24 protein-coding genes are annotated in these 25,807 nt (G+C 60.9%); 10 read left to right on the top strand and 14 right to left on the bottom strand.

The window, feature by feature from the left end; genetic code table 11:
• The first annotated feature begins 81 nt into the window (after positions 1-81).
• Both PP4_RS13780 and PP4_RS13785 read left to right on the top strand, forming a co-directional pair.
• A complete protein-coding gene (locus PP4_RS13780; protein WP_016499800.1) occupies positions 82-831 on the top strand; it encodes an electron transfer flavoprotein subunit beta/FixA family protein in 750 nt (249 codons plus the stop codon).
• Positions 832-1,788 (top strand): electron transfer flavoprotein subunit alpha/FixB family protein, encoded by a 957-nt coding sequence (locus PP4_RS13785; protein WP_016499801.1) that lies wholly within the window; start codon positions 832-834, stop codon positions 1,786-1,788.
• A 35-nt stretch (positions 1,789-1,823) separates the two neighbouring features.
• Here PP4_RS13785 and PP4_RS13790 read toward each other — a convergent pair whose 3' ends face one another.
• The 4 genes from PP4_RS13790 to PP4_RS13805 form a co-directional block, all read right to left on the bottom strand.
• Positions 1,824-2,579, bottom strand: coding sequence for an amino acid ABC transporter ATP-binding protein (locus PP4_RS13790; RefSeq protein WP_080642840.1), 756 nt, complete (start codon positions 2,577-2,579; stop codon positions 1,824-1,826).
• A gap of 11 nt (positions 2,580-2,590) precedes the next feature.
• The gene (locus tag PP4_RS13795) at positions 2,591-3,256 is read right to left on the bottom strand and encodes an amino acid ABC transporter permease (protein WP_231859004.1); all 666 of its coding nucleotides are present in this window, start codon (positions 3,254-3,256) and stop codon (positions 2,591-2,593) included.
• Positions 3,257-3,259: 3 nt separating this feature from the next.
• The gene (locus PP4_RS13800) at positions 3,260-3,907 is read right to left on the bottom strand and encodes an amino acid ABC transporter permease (RefSeq protein WP_016499804.1); all 648 of its coding nucleotides are present in this window, start codon (positions 3,905-3,907) and stop codon (positions 3,260-3,262) included.
• Between the two features lie 65 nt (positions 3,908-3,972).
• Complete coding sequence (locus PP4_RS13805; protein ID WP_016499805.1) at positions 3,973-4,761, bottom strand: ABC transporter substrate-binding protein; 789 nt, start codon at positions 4,759-4,761, stop codon at positions 3,973-3,975.
• Between the two features lie 286 nt (positions 4,762-5,047).
• Between PP4_RS13805 and PP4_RS13810 the strand changes: the two genes are divergently transcribed.
• Entirely contained in the window at positions 5,048-5,488 is a 441-nt protein-coding gene (locus tag PP4_RS13810) for an Lrp/AsnC family transcriptional regulator (protein WP_024717903.1), read from the top strand.
• 138 nt (positions 5,489-5,626) lie between these two features.
• On the opposite strand, the gene PP4_RS13815 is transcribed toward PP4_RS13810, so the two are convergent.
• Positions 5,627-8,674 carry an aminotransferase class III-fold pyridoxal phosphate-dependent enzyme gene (locus tag PP4_RS13815; protein WP_016499806.1) on the bottom strand — a complete coding sequence of 1,016 codons (3,048 nt, stop codon included), beginning with the start codon at positions 8,672-8,674 and terminating at the stop codon, positions 5,627-5,629.
• Positions 8,675-8,817: 143 nt separating this feature from the next.
• On the opposite strand from PP4_RS13815, the gene PP4_RS13820 reads away from it, so the two are divergent.
• Positions 8,818-9,258, top strand: a complete 441-nt coding sequence (locus PP4_RS13820; protein ID WP_016499807.1) for an Lrp/AsnC family transcriptional regulator — start codon at positions 8,818-8,820, stop codon at positions 9,256-9,258.
• Positions 9,259-9,308: 50 nt separating this feature from the next.
• On the opposite strand, the gene dksA is transcribed toward PP4_RS13820, so the two are convergent.
• Entirely contained in the window at positions 9,309-9,713 is a 405-nt protein-coding gene (gene dksA / locus PP4_RS13825; protein WP_041168031.1) for an RNA polymerase-binding protein DksA, read from the bottom strand.
• Positions 9,714-9,816: 103 nt separating this feature from the next.
• On the opposite strand from dksA, the gene PP4_RS13830 reads away from it, so the two are divergent.
• Positions 9,817-10,071 (top strand): type B 50S ribosomal protein L31, encoded by a 255-nt coding sequence (locus PP4_RS13830; protein ID WP_016499809.1) that lies wholly within the window; start codon positions 9,817-9,819, stop codon positions 10,069-10,071.
• Positions 10,072-10,128: 57 nt separating this feature from the next.
• On the opposite strand, the gene PP4_RS13835 is transcribed toward PP4_RS13830, so the two are convergent.
• Both PP4_RS13835 and PP4_RS13840 read right to left on the bottom strand, forming a co-directional pair.
• On the bottom strand, positions 10,129-10,506 hold the full coding sequence (locus PP4_RS13835) for a hypothetical protein (protein WP_016499810.1): 378 nt from the start codon (positions 10,504-10,506) through the stop codon (positions 10,129-10,131).
• Positions 10,478-11,869, bottom strand: coding sequence for an MFS transporter (locus PP4_RS13840; protein WP_016499811.1), 1,392 nt, complete (start codon positions 11,867-11,869; stop codon positions 10,478-10,480). Before PP4_RS13840 ends, PP4_RS13835 begins: the two co-directional genes overlap by 29 nt.
• 96 nt (positions 11,870-11,965) lie before the next feature.
• On the opposite strand from PP4_RS13840, the gene PP4_RS13845 reads away from it, so the two are divergent.
• Positions 11,966-12,868 carry a LysR family transcriptional regulator gene (locus tag PP4_RS13845; protein ID WP_041168032.1) on the top strand — a complete coding sequence of 301 codons (903 nt, stop codon included), beginning with the start codon at positions 11,966-11,968 and terminating at the stop codon, positions 12,866-12,868.
• A gap of 26 nt (positions 12,869-12,894) precedes the next feature.
• Here PP4_RS13845 and PP4_RS13850 read toward each other — a convergent pair whose 3' ends face one another.
• From PP4_RS13850 to PP4_RS13860, 3 genes are all read right to left on the bottom strand, one after another.
• Positions 12,895-13,512, bottom strand: coding sequence for a dTMP kinase (locus tag PP4_RS13850; RefSeq protein WP_016499813.1), 618 nt, complete (start codon positions 13,510-13,512; stop codon positions 12,895-12,897).
• Between the two features lie 76 nt (positions 13,513-13,588).
• Positions 13,589-14,692, bottom strand: coding sequence for a DmpA family aminopeptidase (locus tag PP4_RS13855; protein WP_016499814.1), 1,104 nt, complete (start codon positions 14,690-14,692; stop codon positions 13,589-13,591).
• 12 nt (positions 14,693-14,704) lie between these two features.
• A complete protein-coding gene (locus PP4_RS13860) occupies positions 14,705-16,069 on the bottom strand; it encodes an APC family permease (protein ID WP_041167738.1) in 1,365 nt (454 codons plus the stop codon).
• A gap of 194 nt (positions 16,070-16,263) precedes the next feature.
• Between PP4_RS13860 and PP4_RS13865 the strand changes: the two genes are divergently transcribed.
• On the top strand, positions 16,264-17,055 hold the full coding sequence (locus PP4_RS13865; protein ID WP_016499816.1) for a helix-turn-helix transcriptional regulator: 792 nt from the start codon (positions 16,264-16,266) through the stop codon (positions 17,053-17,055).
• Between the two features lie 100 nt (positions 17,056-17,155).
• Complete coding sequence (locus PP4_RS13870) at positions 17,156-19,696, top strand: HWE histidine kinase domain-containing protein (protein ID WP_016499817.1); 2,541 nt, start codon at positions 17,156-17,158, stop codon at positions 19,694-19,696.
• A 110-nt stretch (positions 19,697-19,806) separates the two neighbouring features.
• On the opposite strand, the gene PP4_RS13875 is transcribed toward PP4_RS13870, so the two are convergent.
• Complete coding sequence (locus tag PP4_RS13875; RefSeq protein ID WP_016499818.1) at positions 19,807-21,450, bottom strand: acetolactate synthase large subunit; 1,644 nt, start codon at positions 21,448-21,450, stop codon at positions 19,807-19,809.
• A gap of 170 nt (positions 21,451-21,620) precedes the next feature.
• Between PP4_RS13875 and PP4_RS13880 the strand changes: the two genes are divergently transcribed.
• Entirely contained in the window at positions 21,621-22,502 is an 882-nt protein-coding gene (locus PP4_RS13880) for a LysR family transcriptional regulator (protein ID WP_016499819.1), read from the top strand.
• Positions 22,503-22,643: 141 nt separating this feature from the next.
• On the opposite strand, the gene PP4_RS13885 is transcribed toward PP4_RS13880, so the two are convergent.
• Complete coding sequence (locus PP4_RS13885) at positions 22,644-23,291, bottom strand: alpha/beta hydrolase (protein WP_016499820.1); 648 nt, start codon at positions 23,289-23,291, stop codon at positions 22,644-22,646.
• A 37-nt stretch (positions 23,292-23,328) separates the two neighbouring features.
• The gene (locus PP4_RS13890) at positions 23,329-24,453 is read right to left on the bottom strand and encodes an MFS transporter (protein ID WP_041168034.1); all 1,125 of its coding nucleotides are present in this window, start codon (positions 24,451-24,453) and stop codon (positions 23,329-23,331) included.
• A gap of 379 nt (positions 24,454-24,832) precedes the next feature.
• On the opposite strand from PP4_RS13890, the gene PP4_RS13895 reads away from it, so the two are divergent.
• Positions 24,833-25,798 (top strand): amino acid ABC transporter permease, encoded by a 966-nt coding sequence (locus PP4_RS13895; protein ID WP_041167739.1) that lies wholly within the window; start codon positions 24,833-24,835, stop codon positions 25,796-25,798.
• Positions 25,799-25,807: the final 9 nt, after the last annotated feature.

A 25,807-nucleotide genomic window follows, 5' to 3' on the forward strand; every position in this document is an offset into this window, starting at 1 on the left:
TCCACCCGCACATTCCCTACGTTACCGTCATTGTCAGACACCCGCTGCCCCGCGTTCGCAATATCAATGACTGGAGAGCTTATGAGGATACTGGTAAGCGTCAAACGAGTGGTCGACTACAACGTCAAAGTTCGCGTCAAGGCGGACAACTCCGGCGTCGACCTTGCTAACGTCAAGATGTCCATGAACCCCTTCTGCGAAATCGCCGTGGAAGAGGCCGTACGCCTGAAGGAAAAAGGCGTTGCGACCGAGATCGTCGTCGTTTCCGTCGGCCCGACCACTGCCCAGGAGCAACTGCGTACCGCCCTGGCCCTGGGTGCCGACCGTGCCATCCTGGTAGAAGCCGCTGACGAGCTGAACTCCCTGGCGGTGGCCAAGGCGCTGAAAGCCGTTGTCGACAAGGAGCAGCCTCAGCTGGTCATTCTTGGCAAGCAGGCCATCGACAGCGACAACAACCAGACCGGCCAGATGCTGGCTGCGCTGACCGGCTACGCCCAGGGCACCTTCGCCTCCAAGGTGGAAGTCGCCGGCGACAAGCTGAACGTCACCCGTGAAATCGATGGCGGCCTGCAGACCGTGTCGCTGAACCTGCCAGCCATCGTTACCACCGACCTGCGCCTGAACGAGCCACGCTATGCGTCGCTGCCGAACATCATGAAGGCCAAGAAGAAGCCGCTGGAGACCGTTACTCCAGACGCGCTGGGCGTTTCCCTCGCCTCCACCAACAAGACCCTGAAAGTTGAAGCGCCGGCTGCCCGCAGCGCTGGCATCAAGGTCAAGTCGGTGGCCGAACTGGTCGAGAAGCTGAAGAACGAAGCGAAGGTAATCTAAATGACTGTCCTGGTTGTCGCTGACCTTCTACAAGGTCCGGAAAACGGTGCCGTAGCCCCGTCCACCCTGAACACTGTCGCCGCAGCCGCCAAGATCGGTGGTGATGTGCACGTGCTGGTCGCAGGCCAGAACGTCGGTGGCGTTGCCGAATCCGCTGCCAAGATCGCTGGTGTGGCCAAGGTGCTGGTGGCCGATAACGCCGCCTATGCCCATGCTCTGCCGGAAAACGTCGTGCCGCTGATCGTTGCTCTTGTTGTACAAGGCGGGGCCAAGGGCTACAGCCACGTGCTGGCCCCGGCCACCACCAATGGCAAGAACATCCTGCCGCGCGTTGCCGCGCTGCTGGACGTGGACCAGATCTCCGAGATCGTCTCGGTCGAGTCCGCCGACACCTTCAAGCGCCCGATCTATGCCGGTAACGCCATTGCCACCGTGCAATCGAGCGCTTCGATCAAGGTCATCACCGTGCGTACCACCGGCTTCGACCCAGTCGCTGCCGAAGGTGGCTCGGCTGCTGTTGAAGCGGTGAGTGCCGCGCACAACGCCGGTATCTCTGCCTTTGTCGGTGAAGAGCTGGCCAAGTCCGACCGCCCAGAGCTGACCGCTGCCAAGATCGTCGTTTCCGGCGGCCGCGGCATGGGCAACGGTGACAACTTCAAGCACCTGTACAGCCTGGCCGACAAGCTCGGCGCTGCCGTCGGCGCTTCGCGCGCTGCGGTCGACGCAGGCTTCGTGCCGAACGACATGCAGGTCGGCCAGACCGGCAAGATCGTTGCGCCACAGCTGTACATCGCCGTCGGTATCTCCGGCGCGATCCAGCACCTGGCCGGCATGAAAGACTCCAAAGTGATCGTTGCGATCAACAAGGACGAAGAGGCGCCGATCTTCCAGGTGGCCGACTACGGCCTGGTTGCCGACCTGTTCGAAGCGGTTCCGGAGCTGGAAAAGCTGGCCTGACCAGCCTGCCTGGTTTTTGAAGCAGCCCGGCCCTCTTACAAAGGGTCGGCTTGCAAATGCTTCTTCAGAAAAGCCCGGGTACGATCCTGCACCGGATTCCTCAGGATTTCCCCAGGAGCCCCTTGTTCCACAAAAACCCCACCATCCATGAATACGATCTGGTCAGCAACCTCGCCGGCAAAGCGCATCTCATGCGTGACGATCAACATGGTCATGTGCTCGGCCGCCAGTTGCTTCATCACCAGGTTCACTTCTTCCACGAGCTCCGGGTCCAGGGCTGAGGTTGCTTCATCGAACAACATGACCTTGGGTTGCATGGCCAACGCCCGGGCAATGGCCACGCGCTGCTTCTGCCCACCGGACAAGCGCGAAGGATATTCGTCGATCTTGTTAGCCAGCCCGACCTTGTGCAGGTACTCCAGGGCCAGCGCTCTGCCCGCAGTTTTCGAGTAGCCTTTGAGCTTCACAGGCCCGATCGCGACGTTTTCACAGACGGTAAGGTGCGGGAACAGATTGAAGTGTTGAAACACCATGCCCATTTGCTGGCGCACCCGATTGATGTGCTGCTCGAAGGCGCGGCCTTTCAAGGGGCGGTTGACTTGATCACCATCCAGCCAGATTTCACCGTCATTGAGCACTTCGAGATGGTTGATCGACCGCAGCAAGGTGCTTTTGCCAGAGCCACTCGGGCCGATGATGGCGTAGATCTGCCCACGCGAAACCGACAGGTCGATGCCCTTGAGCACCTCAAGTGTGCCATAGGCTTTGCGAGCGCCCTTCACTTCTACCATAGCGTTGTTGTTCATCGTGACATCTCGACCTTGGCTTCAATAAGATGCAACCCGGCCTCGAGCACCAGGTTGGCCACGTAGTAGATCACTGCGACGGCGATATAGAATTCAAACGGGCTGTACGTTTCGCTGACGGCCAATTGGGCGCTGTAGACGAGTTCGGCAATACCGATGATCGACACCAGTGAAGTGTCCTTCAGCAACACAATGAGGTTGTTCCCCAGCGGCGCAATGGTTTTTCTGAGCGCCTGCGGAACAATGATGTAGCGCTGGGTCATGGCCCTGCTCATGCCAATCGAGCGCGCGCCCTCGATCTGACCTGGGTCGACCGCCTCGATCCCGGACTTGATCACCTCGGCGTTGTACACCGCAAAATGCAGGCTTAGCCCGATTATCCCCGCAGCCAGCGCCGGTATATCGATACCGACCTGAACCAGCCCGTAATAGATCAGATACAGTTGCAGCAACAATGGCGTGCCCATTAACAGCCAGGTCACGAAACGTACAGGCAATGCCATGGCTTTCGGCGCATACAGGTCGATCAGGGCAAACAGCACACCCACCGTCAGGCTGATGACGCTGGAACAGAGAAACATGACAAGCGTCCACCACAGGCCGGTTGCCAGCATTTCATAGTAAGGCGTGATGACACTCAGGTTTAGTCCTTCCACTGGCACTCCTCACTGGGTTGCGTATCGCCGGTCCAGTATGTCCACCAGGTACTTGACCGAGTAGACCATGACGATATAAAGCAACGCCGACACCATGAATATCTCGAACGGCTTGTAAGTTGAACTGATAAAACGCTGCGCGGTGTAAGTCAGTTCTACCACCGAAATGGCCGACACCAGGGCAGAACCCTTGATCAGCCCGATGGCATTTACGCCGAGCGGCCTGATCATCAGTTTCATTGCCTGGGGAATGATGATGAACAACAGCGTCTGCCTGCGGCTGAAGCCAATCGACCGCGCGCCTTCCTCCTGGCCTGGGTCGACATTATCGATAGCCCCTCGAATGGACTCCGACATATACGCCGCTATATTCATGCCTAAACCGATCACCGCAGCAGCAAACGGCTCAAGCTCAATACCTATTTGTGGCCCACCAAAATAGATAATGAACAACTGCACCAGGCAGGGTGTACCGCGAAATACGCTGACGTAGATGTTGGCTGCCCACCGCAAGATAATAAATGGTGATAACCGGCACGCCACCAGAACGATTGCAAGGAGTAAACCCAGCAAGAGTGACAGCAACGAGATCTGCACAGTTACCCAGGCGGCTTCCAGGAAGAACGGGTAGGTGCGATGGATCAATGACAGGTCCATAAAAACCACTCACAAAATTCAGCCAACCCGGCCCAGCCTCTCGGTCAGGCCACTCCAGGTGTGCATCAGCGGATGTCGCTACCCACCCATTTCATGGAGATTTCTTCATAGGTGCCATCGGCCAGGATCTCGTCCAGGGCCTTCTGTAACTGGGCCTTGAGTTCAGGGTTGTTTCTGCGAATGGCAATGCCCAGGCCTTCACGACCACCCTGCTCGTCCGGCAGGCTGATGATCCGCACCTTCTGCCCGGTCTCTTTTGCCGCAACCATTACCGGAATACTGTCCATTACTACCGCGTCGATACGACCGGCTTCCAGGTCCACCAGCATTTCCGGCAAGCCTTTATAGGTGCGCACCTTAAGATTGCCGCGATTACGCGCCCATTTGTCATGCGAGTCGCCCAGGGTAACGCCGACGGTGACATCCTTGAGGTCAACCAGCCCCTTGATCGGAGACTCTTGCTTGACGCCGATGGTACGGCCTGCATGGTAATAAGGGCCCACGAAGTCAACGGCTTTCAGCCGCTCGGGGGTAATGGTCATCGAGGCAATGACAGCGTCATACTTCTTGGCCAGCAGCCCGGCGATAATGCCGTCAAACGGTGTGGTAATAATTTTTATATTCACGCCCAAACGCTGAGCGAGTGCTTCACCAATAGAGGCGTCGAAACCGACAATTTCATTCCTTTCATTGGCAAAGCTGAAGGGAGCGTACTGGCCGCTCATTGCCACGCGCAGTACTTTTGACGCTTGAACGGCCTGCAAGTCATCGGCGTGCGCCAGACCGTGAGAGAACAACCCAGCCGCCGCAACAGCGGTGGAAGCCAGTAGCATCCTGGTTTTTCTTGCCAGCATCGAGGCACTCCTTGGAAGTTTCTATTTCTTATTGTCTTGGGTTCTGAGGCCCCAACCTTCACTGAGAGCTTTGCACACTGATACCTTGAAATCACCCTGCAATGTGCGCGTTCGACTGGCACATTGCCGGAATCCACCGACACAATGCCGGTACTACATCGGGCATTGGAAAACTGGAGTAGTGTCTGCCAATGCACTAAAAACAAGCAAGTATTCGGCGGGTTTGCCTACTGCACTTTTCCGGGGCGGCCAGTCATTTACCGGTGATCAGGCGGGAGTGTCAGCATTGCGCGAATTAGACGTCAAAGATCGGGAAATCCTCGAAATACTCTCCAAGGAAGCGCGTGTGGCACTTAAAGCGCTGGCTGCAAGAGTTGGCCTGTCAAGAAGTGCCACCAGCGAGCGGGTTTTGCAACTGGAGCGTAGCGGGGTCATACGAGGATATCGCGCCGACATCGGTGAAATCGATGCCAATGTCATACGAGCAATCATTCTGGTAGCGCTGAAACGTACACCGGCGCTCGGGTTGTTGGACCTCCTGGCACAGAACGCCCAGGTAAAACGGGTTTCATCGGTCAGCGGGCAGCTCGACCTGATAGTGGAGGTTGAAGCACGGACGATTGATGATTTGAACCGTGTACGGGACGCCGTCGCGTGCCACGACTCTGTAGACGACATCACCACGGCGGTAGTGCTCCGGCGTGACATAGACCGGCAGAAGGCGTGATGCAGGAGCGGCCTTGTGTCGCGACAGGGCTGCGAAGCAGCCCCAGGTTTCAGTGCTGATGCACTAATTGCCGGGGCTGCTGCGCAGCCCTATCGCGGCACAAGGCCGCTCCTACAGGGACCGCGCAATCTGTAAGGGCTACTTCAAGGCTGCCACAAAGCTGTCTTTCAGCACCTCGAGAAGGAAGTCGGCATTGGCCCGGCTGAAAATCATTGAAGGACGCATTTTCAGCACGTTGTCATGCGGGCCCTCAGTGCCGATCAACACGCCGCGTTCCCTGGCGCCATCAGCCACTTTCCGGGCCAGGGCCGTGGCCGGCGCCTTCGACTTGCGGTCGGTGACCAGGACGATACCGAGAAACAGCCCCAGCCCGCGCACATCACCAATCACGTCAAATTGCTGCTGAAGCTTGCGGAAACCCTCGAGCAAGTAATTGCCGACGTTCAAGGCGTTTTCTTTCAACTGGTCGCGCTCGATTGCATTGAGCACCGCCAGGCCTACCGCGCACGACACGGGGTTGCCGGCGAAGGTATTGAAATACTCCATGCCGTTGTTGAAGGCATCGGCAACCTCACGGGTGGTCACAACCGCCGACATCGGGTGGCCGTTACCAATCGGTTTGCCCATGGTGACGGCATCCGGCACCACGCCCTGGGTCTCGAACGCCCACCAGTGGCTACCGACGCGGCCGAACCCGACCTGTACTTCATCGGCCAGGCACAGCCCACCCTCGGCGCGAACCATGGCGTAGACCTCCTTGAGGTAGTTGTCAGGCAGGAACACCTGGCCTGCCACGCTGGGAATCGACTCGGCAAGGAAGAACCCGGGGCCCTTGCCTTCCTTGCGCATGGCATCCAGCTGCTCTGCTACCGACTCGGCAAAGCGCTTGCCGTGCTGTTCCACTGGCCAGTGCTCAGGCGCGTAGTAGCTGTCCGGGACCACCGCCTCGTATACATGCGCTGCCTTGCCCTTGCCGGCCTTGCGTTTGTACTTGTAAGGGCTAAGGTCGATGAGTTCTTGCGTGGTGCCGTGGTAGGCCCAGTCCAGCACGATCGCCTGGTCACTGCCGGTGTAGTTGCGCGCCATGCGCAGCATGAGGCTGTTGGCTTCACTCCCCGAACAACCAAAGGACGCTACGCAAAGGCCCTCTGGCAGGGTACCGGTCAGGCGTTCGGCGTATTCGACGATGTTGTCGTGCAGGTAGCGGGTGTTGGTGTTGAGTAGCGCGCCCTGGCGGGTCAAGGCCTCGACCACGTCGGGGTGGCTATGGCCCAGGTGGCACACGTTGTTGAAGCAGTCCAGGTAGGCGCGCCCGAAATTGTCGATCAGCCATACGCCATCACCGCGCACGAACTTGATCGGGTCGCTGTACGAAATCGACAGGTTCGGTAGCAGCAGTTCCTTGCGCCTGGCGATGATCTGGGCCTTGGTCAGCCCTTGCTGGGTGTAGGTCTCTGGCGGGATACCCGCCAAGGACGAGGCATCGGGGAACAGGTCGGCCCACACTTCGCGGTACTCTGGCTCACCCACGCCAATGACCTCGCTCGCGCTCAGCTGGGTATCGGTGGTCATCTGCAGGTGCAGGTGGGGAATCCAGCCGCCGTTTTCATGATCGGTGCCCATGTAGCCGACCAGGTCGCCAGCTTCGAGCTTGTCACCGGCTTTCAAGCGGCTGAGCGCTTCATGGGCCATGTGCCCCCACAAGGTCAGGAATGGCGGGCAACCGGGTGGCGTGTGCTCGATCATCACCAGGCCACCATACCCCAGCGGGTCTGGTTCAACCTCCACACTTCTGACAGTGCCAGCGACCGGTGCGTACAACGGCGTACCTGCTGGCATCACCAGGTCGACACCGACATGCAGTGTACGGCGTTGCCCCTTGATGAAGCGGGACTCGAACGCGCTGTCGGTGTAGATGCTGCGCAACTCACCCCACGGCCCGATGGCCAGCGGCACCTGGTGAGCAGCAGAGAACTCGTCCCACCAACGGGTTGCATCTGCAGGGCGCTGCTCAGCCGAGGCGATGGTCATCTCGTGGGTGGCGTCGCCAAATGGGGCAATCACCTTGTTCAGGATGGCGGCAGACGGGCGTACCAGGTCGGCGAAGGATTTGTGGTTGTCCGCAATCCAGCGGCGGACATCACCCGCGCCTTCGATGGCATCGAAACCACAGGCCTTGCGCAGGATGCCGGTGGCCAGCCGTGGGTTCATCGCATCAAGCTGTTCCAGAAGGCGCCAGGCAGGCGCTTCACTGATCGCCAGGTAGGGGTTGTCGTCTGTCTGGTCATGCCGGGAAGCGGAGAAGGTGACGCTGATGACCAGGCGCATGGCGATCAGGTTGAACAACACATCAAGCTCTTGCGCTTGCAGAGGGTACTTTTCATGGAAACCGGCGACCAGCGCAGCAGCGGCGCCGATCGGGTCGTCCATGTCGAGAATGGCGTAGGCACTGGCGATCGCAACCTCGGCTATCAGCACGGTATGCACGGCATCGCCAAAATCGATGAAGCCAGTCACGGTACTGGTAGTTTCGGCATCGACCAGAATGTTCCAGTCGTTGGCATCGTTGTGGATCACCTGGGCCCGCAGGGAAGCCAGCCTTGGCTGTACAGACTGTTCGAACTGGGTGATGAAGCGCTCGACAATGGCCCGACGTTCAGGGCTCTTTATGAAGTGCAGCCGCGAACGGGAGCGCGCAGCATGGCGCAGATCCCAGTCAAGGTCGCGGATGGCCCCCGGGTGCATGAAGCCCTGCAGCGCGCGGTCGAGTTCACCGAGTGCCTGGCCGAAGTTGCTCATCAGTGCCAATGAGCGCCTGGCCTCGGCAAGTGGCGTGCCGGCCAACCAGCTGACCAGGCGCACTGCATGCTTTTCACCTGTGGCACCGGTCACCGACGGCAGGTAGTCGCCAGCCACGCTGGCCCGCAAGTGAGGCACGCCCAGATGCCCGCCGTGCACGGCCAGGTGATCGAGCAGCGCGGTTTGAAACTCGCTTTCTACCCTGGGCTCGCTGGCATTGACGATTTTGAGTATCCAGCCCGCATCCAGGCCCGTCTGCAGCCGGTAATTGCGATCACGCTCCCCGTCCAGGGGCGTGGCAGTGCCAGAGACATTGAAGAAATCTTTTGCGAGGCCCTCTGCATCGCTTGCCGAAAACCGAGGTGCCGGGTGGGAAAGGTCTGTCATATCATCACGTTCCGAGCGAGCAAATTGTTTTTTCAATAGCTTGTCATGCACCAGCGAAACCGACACCCTGCATACGGTCGGGATCAACAGGCATTATGCCGGTTCTGACCGGCATAAAGACGGCGAGCTAATCGGGTGCTGCAATGCGTGAGCTGGATGCAAAAGATCGTGAGATTCTTGAAGTACTTTCGAAGGACGCGCGCATTGCGCTGAAGTCATTAGCCGGCCGCATAGGCCTTTCCAGAAGCGCCACGACCGAGCGCGTTGCCAACCTTGAACGCAGCGGGATCATTCGCGGTTATCGGGCGGATATCGGCGAGATAGACGCCAATGTCATCCGCGCGATCTTGCTGGTAACGTTACAGCGCACACCTGCCATGGGGCTGCTTGACCAGCTGGCTACTGACGCACGCGTGCGGCGGGTTTCCTCGGTGAGCGGTCAGCTTGACCTGGTGGTTGAAGTGGAGACCCGGACCATCGACGACCTCAACCAGGTACGCGACAACGTCGCACGCCACGAATCCGTGGATGACATTACCACGTCGGTAGTCCTGCGCCGTGATATCGACCGCCAGGGTGCCTGACGACCTGCAGGATGGCACGGGCTTGGCCGGTGCCATCCACGCCTAGGGAATCAAGCTTCGCGTATATGCCGCTCCTGGCGTTCCTGCCGCTCCTTGGCCTCGATGCTCAGTGTCGCTGTCGGCCGCAGCAGCAAGCGCTTCAGGCCGATGGGCTCGCCGGTGTCCTTGCACCACCCGTACTCACCTCGTGCAATGCGCTCCAAGGCTTCGTCGATCTTGTCCAGCAGCTTTTTTTCCCGCTCAAGCAGGCGCAGCTGCCATTGCCGCTGCTCTTCCACAGTGCCCAGGTCAGATGGGTCGCTGGTTGGCTCGAATGCGCGCATCAGCTCGAAATCGCTGGATATTCGCGCTTGCAACTCGTTGCGCTGCGACAACAGCAGGTCGCGGAAGAACCCCTGCTGGCGGGCATCCATGTAGGCCTCTGCAGGCATGCAAAGCAGTTCTTGTTCGGTCATGTCCATACGCTCGCGGCAGCATTCGAAGGTCGGGCCCGGGTTGCAAATGAATCGTCACTTGGCTTATTTTGTTACTGTATAACATTCGCTAAGGAGTTCTACAATGAAACCAGGCATTCACCCCGACTACCGCCCCGTTCTGTTTCACGATGTGGCTGCCAGTGCCTTCTGGCTGATCCGCTCGACCATCGAAACAGACAAGACCCACGTGCACACCGATGGCATCAGCTACCCCTACGTCACCCTCGACGTTTCCAGTGCCTCGCACCCGATCTACACCGGCCAGGAACGCAAGGCGAAGGCCGAGGGCCGGGTGGCTGGCTTCAACAAGCGGTTTGCAGGTTTTACTGCCAAGTAGGAAAAAGCCGCTTTCGGATCACGGAAAGCGGCTTTTCCAACCCATCATCGCGCAGCCTCAAGCCGCCCAGGTTTCCTGAAGATGGCGCCACAACACGCGTCCGCCTTCAGCACTTAACAATGCAGTGGAGATGCGCGCCTTCGCTTTCTGGCCGGGCAAATGGTGCGTCTCGCGATAGCACACCACGGCACCCTCCGGCCATTGTGCGATGGTTTCCAGTTCGGTGACCTCAATGCTCAACCCTGGCTGAGACCCTGCACGCTGAGCAAACAGGGATGAAACATCGCCCAGGCCTACCTGAGCACCGGCAGGCGTCGCCATTGAAAAATCCGCGTGAAACCGCTCGACCATGGCTGCAACAGAACCCTCCCCCCTGGCGAAGAGCACCTCGATCAATACGTGCAGATCAATGACTTCTTTCAGATACCGATTCATGACGTTCCTTTCGTTTGACAAGTGAGCGTATCCGCAGACAGAACAGGACGGCCAGGCAGGTTGCCTGCACCCCTCCTGCCAGCATGAATGTGGCTTGGTAGGCTTGCCGAGTCCCCAAGAGCATGGTCAGCAAGCTGAAGAACAGGCTGACGGCTGTCACGCCAAGGCAGAAGCTCAACTGCCGGTTCAGGGCCCACAAGGTACTGGCCTGGCCAAGTTCCGATGATGCCAATGCTGAAAAGGCAGCGCTTTGCGCGACGCTGGTGCATAAGCTCCCCCCGACACCGAGCAGCGCGTAGGCAATCATCAGTGAAGACGTGCTGTAAGCCAGCGCCAGCAGCGCATAACCCGGTATCTGCAGCGCCAGCCCCAGCAGCAGTAACGGGGTGGGCCCGAATGATCTGTAACACCAGGTGGTGCAAGCGATCGCCAGCGCTGCCCCCACGGTCCATGGCAACATCAGGCTGCCTGCTGCGCTTGCGGTCCATCCAAGGTCGGCCTGAAGGTAAAGCATGGCCAACAGGTTTACGCCGATGAACAGGCCCGGCACAGCCAGGTACAACATCATCGATCCGGCGAAAACGGGCTCTCGCATCACCGAGAAGTCCAGCAGGGGTGCAGCGATACGCCGTGAGTGACGCAGATAGCTGCCGAGCAAGATTGCAGCCAGTGCGGCCCAGGCCATAGCCATGCCACCTTGGCCACCCCCCGCATCAGTCATACCCAGCAAGCCGCTGGCCACCCCTGCCCCAGCCAGTAGCAAGCCTTTGCCATCAAAGGGTTCATTGCGCGCTGCTGCCGGTGGGCGCGGTAACCAGCAAGCACCCAGAAGCAAGGCCAGCAGTGCCATGGGAAGACTGGCGAGCAGCACCCACTGCCAGGGCATCCGTTGCGACAACCAACCGCCTGCCAGGGGTGATACGGCTGGCGCTAGCAAGCCTATGGCCATGATCGCCATGGTCACCCTTGGCCGCTCATGGGCCGAGTACAGGCGGTAGACCAGTGCCTGGCCCAGGGGAATGAACAGCCCGGCGGCAAAACCCTGCAGCCCGCGTAAAGGCAACAGCGTTGCCATCTGCCCCGACCAGGCGATCAGCAGTGTGGCGCCTGAGAAAAACACCAGTGAACCGAGCAGCACCGGGCGCTCGCCCATGCGCTGCCCCAGCCATCGGCTGGGCAACATTCCCAGCATCAGCCCAAGCAGATAGGCCGTACTCACCCAAGCCAGCGTGGCGACATCAGCGTGCAGTGCTTCACCTATTTTCGGTGAAACCACGGCGGTGATGAAGGTATTGATCAGGTCTACGAAGAAACCCAGCAAGTAGAACAGCGTGATGCGACGGCGCAGGTTGAGTAAGGCCACGGTGAACTCCAGTCAGCGAGCGTGACTGTACCCCTGCACCGACAGCGACATAAGTGCTGTAATATCGCCCACACTGTTAACTGATTTTTGACAATGATGCTCGACCTCAATCGCGTTGCCAGCTTTGTCGCCGTTGCAGATAGCGGCAGCTTTACCAAGGCTGCCCAGTTGCTGGGCCAGTCCAAGGCGCGGATCAGCTTCAATGTACGGCGCCTGGAAGCTGAGCTAGGCGCCAGCCTGTTGGCCCGTAACACACGCCGCAGCGTGCTGACCGACTGCGGTGAACGGTTTCTGGTTGAAGCACGTCAGCTGCTTGACCAGGTGGAGCGCGCGACAGCCAGCGTGCAACAGTCATCCGCGGGGCTTGGCGGGCGGTTACGCATCACCAGTACCTCTGCCTTTGCACAGCGTGCAGTGCTGCCGGTGCTGGCAGACATGGCAGAAGCTCATCCGGATCTGTCGATCGAGCACGTAGCGTCATCGCACCTCTGTGACCTGGTTGCTGAACGCTTCGACGTTGCAATCCGGCTAGGCGAGTTGGCGGACTCCGATTACAAGGCCGCCAGGATTGGCGACTATGCCTTGCAGCTGGTCGCCAGCCCGGCGTATCTGCTACGGCACCCGGTTCGCTCAACGGAGGCGCTGGTCAACGTGCACTGGCTGGCTCATACGCACCTGAGCGATGCGCCCTGGCGCTTCTTCAACTCACAGTCCATGACCGAAAGCTGCCAGTTCGTGCGCCCGTCCCGCTTTCAGGCAGATAGCGCAGAGGCGTTGCTGGACATGGCCTCGCGCGGGCTCGGGGTTGCGCTTCTACCAAGCTGGTTGGTAGACGACGCCATCGCGAAGGGTAAGCTCTGCACCGTCCTTGACCCACAACACTTTGCACGGCAACCCATTCATGCGCTGTACCGAAACAGCATGTATGTACCTGCTGCAATACGCATTTTCATTGACCAGCTGGCAGCCCGATGGGCCCTTGAGGAAACCGGGCTGTAACAGCCAGATCACGTTGCGGGTACAGCTCACATGCGTGCAAGCACGCCCTGAATTTCCCCAACCACCTGCCGGGTTGCCTCGTCGATCGCCCCTTCATTGCGGCACAGCACCCAGCCGTGCTCTGCAACGGCACGCTCAAACGCCTCGGTACAGGCCACCTGTTCATCAAGGTTGTAGATCACCGTACTGCCCAGCCCTCGCGTACGCGCTGCGGCTCGTGCCCATGAGGTTTCAGGGGCTGTGACAACCCCGACATGCAAATCGGGCACTTGCACGTTTCGCTCAAGGTTCAGCCGCAAAATCTGGTCGAACGGCACCGTGCGGCGGAACGCAGCATCGGAGGGGTACCAGCGATCAATCAGGATGATGCTGTCAGCTGGCTGCCTGGGCAGCACATGCCGGGAAATCCAGGCGCGGCTCTCGGCAAAGCGCTCGCACACCTTGAACTCCAGGTCCCGGCATGGGCTTCTGGCAAGCTGGTTGACCAGGGCCATGGTCTCGCCCCGGCAAGGGTCGTTCTTTCTTTCACAAAGGCGGATCACCTTGTTCCCGTCCAGCCGCAAGGCTTGAGTGACGGCCTCCAGCAGCGTGGTCTTGCCGGTACCCTTGGGCCCATCAATGGAAACAAACAGCGGGCGGTTCATCGTTCAATACCAGTAGGCTCAGGCGCGGGATGAGACCATTGATCGTGGCTCGGCTTCAAGCGATTCTCTTTCTGCGTCAACCCTGAGCCTTCCAACCCACTTGCTCAAGGGCCGTCAGCAGCCGCTTACCCTGCAGGCCCGGCACCTCTCGCCCATCCTCTGCCTGCATGGTCCTGCCAGCCAGGATCGCGTTGACAATGGCCTCTTCCACCGCCTCGGCCGCTGCTGCGAACAGCGGCGATATATGGTCGTTGTTGACCATCGCCACTTGCGCTGTCATCGGCAGATCGCGGCGATTGTAGTCGGCAGGCGCCAGCCCGGTATTCCCCGTCGAGAATGCCAGGAAGATATCGCCGCTGGAGTCATCGGTGCCGCCACCCGTGCGGGCAATGCCCAGCGCAGCACGTTGCGCCAGCCGTTGGCACTGATGCGGCAGCAACGGTGCATCGGTGGCCAGTACCACCACGATCGAGCCCATGCCGGGGGTATCCTGCTGGTCAAATGGCGTGGGCAGGTCAAGCAACACCCGGCCTACGGGATAGCCATCCACCCGCAGATCGCGGCGCTGGCCATGGTTGGCCTGGACAAAGGCACCCACCGTCCAGCTACCCTGCTCTGCCGGCAATACCCGCGACGCAGTACCGATCCCGCCTTTGAATTCATGGCAGATCATGCCGGTACCCCCCCCTACCGCACCTTCGGTAACGGGCCCGCCACGGGCCGCCCCCAGCGCTTGCTGAACCAGGTCCGCATTCACATGCTGCCCCCAGATGTCGTTCAGCACGCCGTCGTAGGTCTCCATCACCACCGGCATGCACCAGTAGGTCGACGCGTCCGCCAGGGTCGCATGCTCATGGGCGATGAGTGCATCGCGCACCACGCCGACGCTGTGCGTGTTGGTGGTGGCAATGGCTGTCGTCAACAGGCCCGCCTCACGAATCCACTCCAGGCCTGTGGCGTCGCCATTGCCATTGAGCACATGGCAGCCGGCGAAGCACGGTTGATGGCGCGCCGGGCCTTCGCGGGGCTCGATGACACTGACACCGGTGCGTACAGGCTTGCCATTGTGGTGCTTGTCCAGGGTGGCGTGGCCAACCCGCACACCCGGCACATCGGTAATGGCGTTGTGGGGGCCAGGCCGACCAAGGCCCAGCGTGATACCGAAATCGCGTGCTCGCATCTTGTCTCTCGCTCAAAGTTTCTGGAAGGCCGGGCTCAACTTGCCATACGTGCCGTACAGCAACACGGAGGTCAGCAGAATGCCAAGAATGATGAAAATGTCCCGGGCTGAAGCCGTACTCAACAGGGTAGTCAACAGGTACCCGGCCCCGGTCACCGCAGCCAAGGCCGGCAGTGGCCACAGCGGCATCCGGTAAGGGTGCTCACGGTCGCGGCGCAGCACGCGGCTGAACAGCGCGCACATCCCGACCACCAGGTACACGCACAGGATCAGCAGCACGGTGAAGGACGTGAGCTCCGACAGGTTGGAACTGAACGTCAAGGCAGCGGAAGGCACGGCGAGGAACAGCGTGGCCAGCCAGGGCGATTCCCACTTGGGGTGAATGCGGATGAAAGCGCGGTTCAGGGTCGGCATCCACAACGCATCCCGCCCGCTGCTGTAGATCACCCGCCCACTCTGGATGACCAGGGCAATGATGGCATTGAACACCGAAAGGAAAATCCCGGCGCTGACCAGGCGCGAGAGTGTTTCGTTGCCATGGGCCGTCAGCAGGTAGCCGATAGGGTCCGGGCTGGCCAGCATCGCCTCAAGCGAGGGTGCCCCTACCAGCAGCGCCACCAGCGGGACCACTTCGATGGCCAGCACCAGCACCAGCGACCACAGCACTGCCTTGGCGATCCCACGCCCGCCACATTTCATGTCTTCGGCCAGCAACACGGCGCCGCCATAACCGTTGAAAGAGAACAGCGCAGTGCCCACCGCACCAATCACCAGCGCCCAGGGCGCCGCGTGCAGTATCCCGTTATGGAGTACCAGCGGGCTGACAAGGCTGCTGACCGGTTGCTGGGCGTGGCCAAAGCCCAACACCACGATCACCATCAGTGCCGCCACCTCAAGGAACAGGCAAATGCCGGTGACCCACGCGTTCAGCTTGATGTTGAGAATGCCAAGCAAATAGCCCAGAGCCACGATCACCAAGGCCACCGTCTGCCCGTCAAGCTGGGTGCCGAGCGCTGCATTCAGGTAAGTGGCTGCCCCCGTGGCCAAGACCGGTGGAATGAACACCAGCATAGCCAGCACGGTAAGGAACGTAGCGTAACCGGCCATCCCGCCAAATACCCGCTTGGCAAACACGTATTCACCCCCTGCCGCACTGTGCGCGCGGCCCAGTTCGGCATAGCAAAGCGCAAACATCAGCGCCAGCACACCACCTAGCACGAAGGCCCAGATCACACCTGTACCTGCCTGGGCGATAGCAAAGGGCGCAATGACGAAGACGGAGCTTGCGGGTGTCACCGATGACACGGTGATGGCGACTACATCTGCGACGCTCAGCGTCGGTTTGAGTTCTGGGGTGGGTGCACTACAGGACGTCATTTGTTCATCCTCACGTTGTTGTTAGTGTCAGAGGCAGAACCAGTAAGCGAAACGTGGCGAGCTCGACGGCCCGCTTGATTGGTATGAAATCTATGCGGCGGCGCCCGGCAGGACAATTCCCACTAAGGGGTACCCCCGGTTGACAGCTGAGGCAAAGCGGGTGCCAATGCCCTACTTCTTTCAAGGACGCTGTCGTGGAAATTCTCTTTCATGAGGTTGCCGGCCACACCGCGCTGGCCAGAACGATCGAGCAGATTGGCAGCCAGCGCTTCTGGCGTCAGCTGATCCTGGTGCTGAGGCACTGGGTGCCGTTCGATAACGCGCTGGCGATGCACTTCCCTCCCCAGGGCGCCCCACAAGTGCTGGAGGAATACGATGCAGCGCCAGCCCCCGCAGCGGGTGAGCTGTACCTCGACGGGTTGTACCTGCTAGACCCTTTCTACCAGGCCGGCCGCGAAGGCTTGGCCAGTGGTTGCTACCACCTGGAAGAAGTGGCCCCGGACCATTTCTGGCAAACGGACTATTACCAGAACTACTTCCAGGACCATGTGCTGGTCGACGAAGTCCAGTTCCTGTTACAGCTGCCCGATGGGGTGTTGTCGCTGTCACTGGGCATGCGCCGCGCTTTCGACGCAACAGAGCTGGGCAAGCTCAACCTGATCAGTGCCTGGGTGCTGGCACTGCTTGGGCAGCACTGGGCGCGTAGTGGCGTGCCGGTGCCCGTGCAGGCGCCGGTTGGCGATGCATTGGCCAGGTTCGCCCAAGGCCTGTTGTCCGAGCGGGAGCTGGAAATCGCCCGCCTTATCCTGCGCGGCTACTCGTCGAAAGCGATGGCGCAACGGCTCGGTATCTCGCCAGAAACCATAAAGGTGCACCGGCGCCACCTATACGCGAAGCTGAACATCTCGTCTCACCCCGAATTGTTTTCAATGTTCATACGGGAGCTGGGGTTCGCAGATGAACGGGGGGAGACCCCATCAGCCTGAAAAGGCAACCACCCGGCAATGCCCAAGGCGGACAATGCCTGCTAGGCTGACGATGGCGGCCGTCCTGGCAGCCTATTCTTTACCCTTAGGCACGGGCCAAATGACCTTCGACCCACAAGTAAACCTGACAAACTGCGACCGCGAACCCATCCAGATCCCTGGCAGCATCCAGCCCCACGGCTGCCTGCTGGCCTGTGATGCATCCGCGACAGTGGTGCTGCGCCATTCGGTCAACGCCCCGCATCTGCTGGGCCTGGCAGGCGATATCAACGGCCAGAAGCTGCACACGGTGCTAGGGGACGAGGTAGCCCATACCCTGCGCAACGCACTGGCCCGTACCCGCGAAGCCTCGCGCCCTGCACTCAGCTTCAGCGTGATGCTGCCCAACGGCCAGGCCTTCGATATCGCCGCCCACCTGTTCAAAGGTACGGCAATCCTGGAGTTTGAACCGGCCGGTGCCAGCATCGCCGAGCCCATCGAGCTGGCCCGTACCCTGATCGCGCAGCTGCGCGAAATCGACCAGACCGGCAAATTGTTCCGCGACGCTGCCCGCTTTGTCCGGGCCGTACTGGGCTACGACCGGGTGATGATCTACCAGCTCGGCGCAGACGGTGCCGGCAAGGTGGTCGCCGAAGCCAAACGTGGCGACCTTGAAAGCTTCATGGGCCAGTACTTCCCCGCCTCCGACATCCCACAGCAGGCCCGAGCGCTTTACCTGCGCAACCCGGTCCGGGTGATTTCCGACGCCCAGTTCAAAACGGTCGCCATCGAGCCGGTCCTTGACCCGTCAGGCGAACCGCTCGACCTGTCCTACGCGCACCTGCGCAGCGTGTCGCCGGTCCATTGCGAGTACCTGTGCAACATGGGCGTGGGCGCCTCCATGTCGATATCGGTCATCGTCAACGGCGAGCTGTGGGGGATGATCGCCTGCCACCACTACGCGCCACGTACCTTGGCCATGGGGCAGCGGGTGGCCGCCGAAATGTTCGGCGAGTTCTTCGCGTTGCATATCGAGACCCTGCGCAGCCGGCAAAAACTCGAAGCCGCCGTGCGGGTTCACAAAGCACTGGACAGCATCGTGCGCGATGCCAACCAGTCAGCGGACATCGATGGGTTCTTCCACTCACGCCTGCCGCGGCTGATGTCGCTGATCCCCTGCGATGGCATCGGCATGTCGTTGCAAGGCCGCTGGGCATCGGCGGGGCTGACATTGCCCAAGGCTGCCGTGCCCGACCTGTTGCGCCTGGCGGATACGGTCGCCGATGGCCGTACCTGGGCGTCCAACCGCCTGTCGATGGTGCACCCTTCGGCCCAGGCGTATTTCACCGATGTGTCCGGCGTGCTGATCATCCCGATGTCGCAGCAGCCGAGGGATTACCTGATCTTCTTTCGCAAGGAGGTCATCGAGACGCTCGAATGGGCCGGGGACCCGAACAAGACCTACGACAGCGGCGCGCTGGGCGATCGCCTGACGCCACGCAAAAGCTTCGCCATCTGGAAAGAAACCGTTCACCAGCAGTCGCTGCCCTGGACCGAACAGGATCGCCAGTTTGGCGATGCCATCCGCACCGCCATCGTCGAAGTGGTGCTGCACAACAGCGAGCTGCTCGCCAGCGAGCGCTCGAAGGCTGAAGTGCGCCAGCGCATCCTTAACGAGGAGCTCAATCACAGGGTCAAGAATATCCTGTCGCTGATTGGTGCGCTGGTTGCCCACCCGACCTCCGAGAGCCAGACCCTCCAGGACTATGTGGCCACCCTCAAAGGGCGTATCCAGGCATTGTCACTGGCCCACGACCAAGTGGTGCGTGGGGATGGTGGCGGCCGCCTGGCAATGCTGCTGGAGGCCGAGCTTTCGCCCTATCGCACTGCTGCCGACGTGATCGAGCTGCAGGGCCCGAACGTCATCCTCGACGCGCGCGCCTACTCGGTGATGGCCCTGGTGCTGCACGAACTGGCCACCAATGCGGCCAAGTATGGTGCGCTATCGCGGGCCGGCGGCAAGCTTGCGGTGAGCTGGGCGATCGACGCCGCCAGCGCCTGCGTCATCAGCTGGCGTGAAAGTGGCGGGCCAACGGTACGCCCGCCCAGCCGCACTGGCTTTGGATCGGTACTGATCGACCGCAGTATCCCGTTCGACCTGGGCGGCACCAGCACGGTGGAATATTACCCCGAAGGCCTGCAAGGCGTTTTCCGGATCCCTGACAAGCACCTGACCGTCGCTGACACCTTCGAGCCAGCCATCCCGGTCTCGGCCATGGCCCGCGTAGGCGATACCTTTGCAACACGGGCGGGCTTGTGCGTGCTGATCCTCGAAGACCAGTTGGTGATTGCAGTCGGCTTGGAGCAGATTCTCAACGATGCTCAAATCAAAGAGGTGATCACCGCCAATTCCGAAGCCGAGGCGATGCAATTGCTCGCCCGCCGCACACCGGACGTTGCGATACTGGATGTCAACCTGGGCACCGGCACATCCATTTCCGTGGCCGATGAACTGGTGCGCCGTCAGGTTCCATTCCTGTTTGCCACAGGCTATGGCGATGGCATCAGCATTCCCGAGCACTTGAAGGGCGTCCCCGTAGCGCGCAAGCCTTACGATGCCAATAGCATCCTGGCCAGCCTGCAGGGCCTGTTGGATCGTTGACAGAAGTGACGGACATTGTGCGGCCAGCAAGGCCTGGGGGGATGGCGCGGCAGAAGCCGCTCTTGCAGGAGGACAGCGCCAGCCCTGAGGCTGGCGCCGTACCTTAAGGCTTACACCGCCAGCGCGCGCTCACGCAGCTCGCTGTTGAGGATGCGGTCGTTCTCGCTGTAATCGACCGGGCAGTCGATCACGTGCACGCCTGGGGTCTTGATGCAGTGTTCCAGCAGTGGCAGCAGGCCTTCGGCGCTTTCCACGCGGTGGCCGTTGGCACCGTAGGCTTCGGCGTATTTGACGAAGTCCGGGTTGCCGTAGTCCAGGCCGAAATCGGTGAAGCCCATGTTGGCCTGCTTCCAGCGGATCATGCCGTAGCCATCGTCACGCAGGATCACTACGGTGATGTGCATGCCAAGGCGTACAGCCGTTTCCAGCTCCTGGCTGTTCATCATGAAGCCGCCGTCGCCGCACACCGAGATCACCGGGCGGTCCGGGTGCACCAGGTGCGCCGCCATGGCCGATGGCAGGCCGGCGCCCATGGTGGCCAAGGCGTTGTCTAGCAGCACGGTGTTCGGTTTGTGCGCCTTGTAGTTGCGGGCGAACCAGATCTTGTAGATGCCGTTGTCCAGGGCAACGATGCCTTCGGACGGCAGTACGCGACGGATGTCGGCCACCAGGCGCTGCGGGTAGACCGGGAAGCGGTTGTCATCAGCGCCTTCGGCGATCTGTGCTTCGTTGGCTTCACGGATGGCCATCAGGCGGGTGAAGTCCCAGTGCGACGTGTCGTTCAGCGCTTCGCTGATCTGCCACACGGCGTTGGCGATGTCGCCGATCACTTCCACCTGCGGGAAGTACACGGCATCGACTTCGGCAGAGCGGAAGTTGATGTGGATGACTTCGGTGCCGCCGCGGACCATGAAGAACGGCGGCTTCTCGATCACGTCGTGGCCGATGTTGATGATCAGGTCGGCCGCTTCGACGGCGCGGTGCACGAAGTCACCCGACGACAGTGCAGCGTTACCGAGGAAACGCGGGTGGCGCTCATCGACCACACCTTTACCCATCTGCGTGGTGATGAACGGGATGCCGGTCTTGTCGATCAGCTGCTTGAGGACCTTGGCGGTCATCTTGCGGTTGGCGCCAGCGCCGATCACCAGAATCGGGTTACGGGCGGTCTTCAGCTTCTCGACTGCAGCTTCGATGGCCACGTGTTCGGCCAGCGGGCGGCGGTGCAGGCTGCGCGGGATCGGCAGTGCGTCGGTCTGCTCGGCGGCGATGTCTTCAGGCAGTTCCAGGTGTACCGCACCTGGCTTCTCTTCTTCAGCCAGGCGGAAGGCTTCGCGCATGCGGGCCGGGATGTTGTCAGCCGAGGCGAACTGGTGGGTGTACTTGGTGATGGGGTCCATCATGCCGCACACATCAATGATCTGGAAGCGGCCCTGCTTGGACTTCTTGATCGGCTTCTGCCCGGTGATCATCATCATCGGCATGCCGCCCAGGTAGGCGTAGGCGCTGGCGGTAACCAGGTTGGTGGCGCCAGGGCCGAGGGTCGACAGGCTGACGCCGGTCTTGCCGGTCAGGCGGCCGTAGGTGGCAGCCATGAAGCCTGCAGACTGCTCGTGACGGGTCAGTACCAGCTTGATCTTCGACTTGCGCAGGGATTCGAGCAGGTCGAGGTTTTCCTCACCAGGAATGCCGAACACATACTCGACACCTTCGTTTTCCAGACATTGCACAACGACATCGGCGGCCTTGGCCATTTGGGGTACTACCTCAAAATCTTTGTGGGATTGCAGCTTTATTTCGCTGCGTGACTGAGATATTGCAGGATGTCTCAGTGGCGCGCATCGTAGGCCCTCTGGTTAATAATAATAAATATATTGTTATGATGCTTAGCATCACAGTTCGTTATGAATGGTAGAACGCCTCAATGAACCTCAAGGCATTGCGCTGCTGCGTCGAGATCGTGCGCCAGGGCAGCTTCACCAAGGCTGCGCAGCATTTGCACATCGCCCAACCTGCGCTGAGCATGGCCGTAACCCGGCTGGAAGAAGAACTGGGCGTGACCCTGTTCAACCGCACCACACGCAAAGTCATCCTCACCGCCGAGGGCGAACAGTTCCTGCCACGCATTGCGTCCGCGCTGCGCGAAATGGATGTTGCCCGGCAAGAGCTGCGTGACATGGCCGACCTGAAGCGCGGCGAAGTGCGCCTGGGCATCCCGCCCATGTTCGGCCTGCACTATGTGCCCGGGTTGATGAATGCCTTCCGCCGGCTGTTTCCAGGCATTGCCATGACCGTGTTCGAAGGCAGTGCCGAGGACATTGGCCATCGCCTGGAACAACGGGAAATCGACCTGGCATTGCTGGAGTCCAGGCGCGTGCCCCCCGACAAGGAATCGATCCTGCTGGGCAGTGACGAGATGCTCGCGTGCATGCACCCCGACCACCCCTATGCCGGTAAGGCCTTCCTCACGGCGGAAGACCTGCGCAATACCGACATGGTGGTGTTCGACCGCACATTCGTTCAACGTCACCTGCTGGACGCGTTCTTCGCCGAACATGGCATCACTTACCAGGTGGCGTTACAGAGCAACTTCGTCTCGCTGGTGGTGCAGGCCGCGCTGGACAACATGGGCGTGGCGACCCTGCTGCGCTCGGTCCAGCAACGCACGCCGGGCATTGTTGGGGTGCCGTTCCGGCCCGCGCAGCAGATGAGCTTCAGATTGTGCTGGCGCTCGGGGGAATACCTGTCGCTGGCCAGCAAGCGGTTCATCGACTTTGCTGCGCAGACGCATTACCTGGAGCGGTGAGGCTAGCCTGTTCCGGCCCTTTCGCGGCTAAAGCCGCTCCCACAGGTTGGCGCATGCCTTGAAGCGAGCGCGACCGATGTGGGAGCGGCTTTAGCCGCGAACACCGGCAACGCCGGTGCCAGACCGACGCAGGTGTTCCTGTCAGCGCCCGGTTTTCAATGCCAGGTGGGCGATCACCTGCTCAGCCGCCCGCCCCAGGCAGCCCTTGAAAAAGTGGTTGGCACCTGCATAAACCGACACCGCCCGTTGCCCCGGGCCTGCCCATTGCAACAGGTTGGCCAGCGGCGCCATTTCATCCTGTTCGCCATGCAGCAGCAGGCAATCCGCAGGCACCGGCAATGGCTCGTAATAGCGCCCACCTGGTACATCACCCACCGGCAGCCCCAGCAACGCCACTGCCTGCAACTGCCCTTCAAGCGCACAGGCCACACGGGCGAACACATAGGCACCAAAAGAAAACCCTACCAAGGCTATTGGCAGCTCCGGCAACTCCCGGCAGAAGTGCCGGATGACCGCGATGCAGTCTTGCGCTTCGCCGATACCCTCGTCGTGCGCACCTTGTGTCTGCCCTACCCCACGGAAACTCGGCCGCACCACTTGCCAACCGGCTGCGCACAGCTGCCGCGCCAGGGTCAGCGGCACAATATGGCGCGGGGTGCCGCCCAGCAGCGGTTGTGGGTGGCTGACCAGCACCACCCCCTTGGGCGGCCCGGCAGGGTGGTCGATCAGCAGCTCGATCTGGCCGGCCGGCCCAGCGATAAGCAACGGGTTACGTGGTGCATCCGACATCGTGTTCGTCCTTGCTAGCCAAATGAGTGGCGCGTGATCACGCCGTTTGCCGCGGGAGGCCATGCATCACCAGCAACACCAGTACGACACTGGTAAATGCCAGTGCCGACAGCGTTGCCAGTATCCCCGTCGCGCCGAAGTGCTGGAACAGGTAGCCACCCACCAAGGGCGTCAGTGCCTGGCCAACCAACGAGGGGCGCGACATCTTGCCCATCAGCGCAACATACTGGGCTGGTGGCATCAGGGCCAGCGGCAGCAGCCCCCTGACAATCGCCCGCAAGCCATTGCCACAGCCATACAGCAGCAGGCCCAGCGCGGTCACGCCCGGCGCCACGGCCACCAGCGTCAGGCCGACTGCGACCAGCACCGACGACACCAGTGCAGTCCAGATCGGGTGGCGCTTGCCGGCGATGATCTGCAGTACCCGCGACGCCACCTGGCTTGGCCCGAGCAAGGCACTCAGGCCAATGGCAGCCGCCAGCGAATGGCCCTGGCCCTGCAGTACCGCTACCAGCTGCACCGAAACAGCAGTCATGATGATCGCGCCGATGGCAAAGATTGCGGTCAGCAGCCAGTACAAGCGGCGGTCCACAGGCAGATCGTTCGTCACCGTCGCGCCCTGGGCCTTGTGTAGGGGCTGGCCTGCCGGCAACACCCAGAGGTACAACGGCGCCACGGCAACGATCAGCACCAGCGCATAAGCCGTACACGCCGTGCGCCAGCCCAGTTGCTCGATGGCCAGGGCCACCACCGGCCAGGTGATGGTGGTGGCAAACCCCGAAATCAGGGTGATACCGGTAATCGCCCGCCCCGCCCGTTCCGCATACAAGGCACCGAGGGTGGCAAACAGCGCTTCATAAAGCCCCATTGCCATCCCCGCGCCAATGATCACCCAGGCCAGCAGGAACACCGGCAGGCTGTGGCAGTTGGCAACCACCAGCAAGCCCAGCCCTACTACCACACCGCTGGCGGCCAGTTGCGAGCGCCCGCCATAACGCGCCACAAGGCGGCTGGACAGCGGCGCCAGCAGCGCCGAAACCATCAGGCCCAGCGAAAGCGCCCCATATACCCAGCCGCTGTCCCAGCCGGTCTCGCGCAGGATCGGTTTACCCATCACCGCCAGCAGGAAGAACGAACCACCCCACACCAGGATTTGCAGCAGCCCCAGCCAGAAAATACCCAAGGGCCCGGGAAAACGTACGCCAGCATTCACTAAAGCAACCTTATCGACCAAGCGGGCCGGATGTCGGCACACGCAGGCGGCAGTCTAAAAGAGCTGGCGTACGGCTTGCCATAACATCCCGGCATTTCAGTTATGCGCGCGGTAGACAGCTCAAAATACGTGCGGAGTACATTTGTACTCGCCCTATGCCACGGTAGCAATCTGGCAGGCATTGAGGTGCAAATGTCAGGGTCCAACCTCGGCTATTGCCAAAACAAATTGCGTATTTATTGCGATTCCGCAGGTTCTTGCCTGCGCTTCGCCTCCCTACAATGACCCCACAACAACAAACGAGCCCAGCTCCGTGAGGCACGACCCCATGTACAGAGACCACATCGTCAAACCGCGTGCGACCGATAAACCGGCATTCATGGGCCTGGTCGCCGCCGTGATATTCGCCCTCGCCCTGCTCTACGGCGTGGGTGACGGTAGCCTGGCGCGGTTGATGGGCCCGATCGTGCTAGACCTCCAGGCACCGCTGCTGCGCAACGCCGCCGTGGCCGGCACCCTGGCGGTGACCCTGGTACTTAACCTGTTCATCCTTGGCCGCTTTCCGTTACGGGCCCAGGTGATCACGGTGTGGTGTGAACTGTTGCTGCTATTCCTGTTGTTCTTCGACACCTTCGACCTGTCGTACAGCTTCATCGCCACCAAGGTGGGCTTCATGATCACCCAGGGGGTGTTCACCACCGTCTACGTGTCCACCCTCTCCATCGCCATCGCCTTCGTCCTGGCGCTGCTGGGGGCTACCGCACGGCTGTCGTCCAACGGTTTCGCCATCGCCATTGCCAGCTTCTACACCTCGTTTTTCCGCGGCGTGCCTCTGCTGATCCAGATCTACCTGATCTACCTCGGCATCCCCCAGCTCGGCTATGTGGTCGGCGCCGTGCCGGCAGGCATCCTGGCGTTGTCGCTGTGCTACGGCGCTTACATGACGGAAATCTTCCGCGCCGGCATCAGCAGCATCGCGCGCGGGCAATGGGAAGCTTCGCGGGCGATCGGCCTGACGCCCTTCCAAACCATGACCCGGGTGATCTTGCCGCAGTCGATGCGGCTGATCATTCCACCTACCGGCAACCAGTTCATCTCCATGCTCAAGGACAGCTCGCTGGTGTCGGTGATCGGCGTATGGGAGCTGATGTTCCTCGCCCGCACCCAGGGCCGCGCGGAGTTCCGCCACCTGGAAATGCTGATCACCGCTGCCGTCTTGTACTGGGTGCTGTCGATCCTGCTCGAAACCGTGCAGTCGCGCCTGGAAAAACGTTTCGACCGCGCCCACCGCTGATCGAGGAGC

This window comes from Pseudomonas putida NBRC 14164 (genome assembly GCF_000412675.1).
Classification (GTDB): Bacteria; Pseudomonadota; Gammaproteobacteria; order Pseudomonadales; family Pseudomonadaceae; genus Aquipseudomonas; species Aquipseudomonas putida.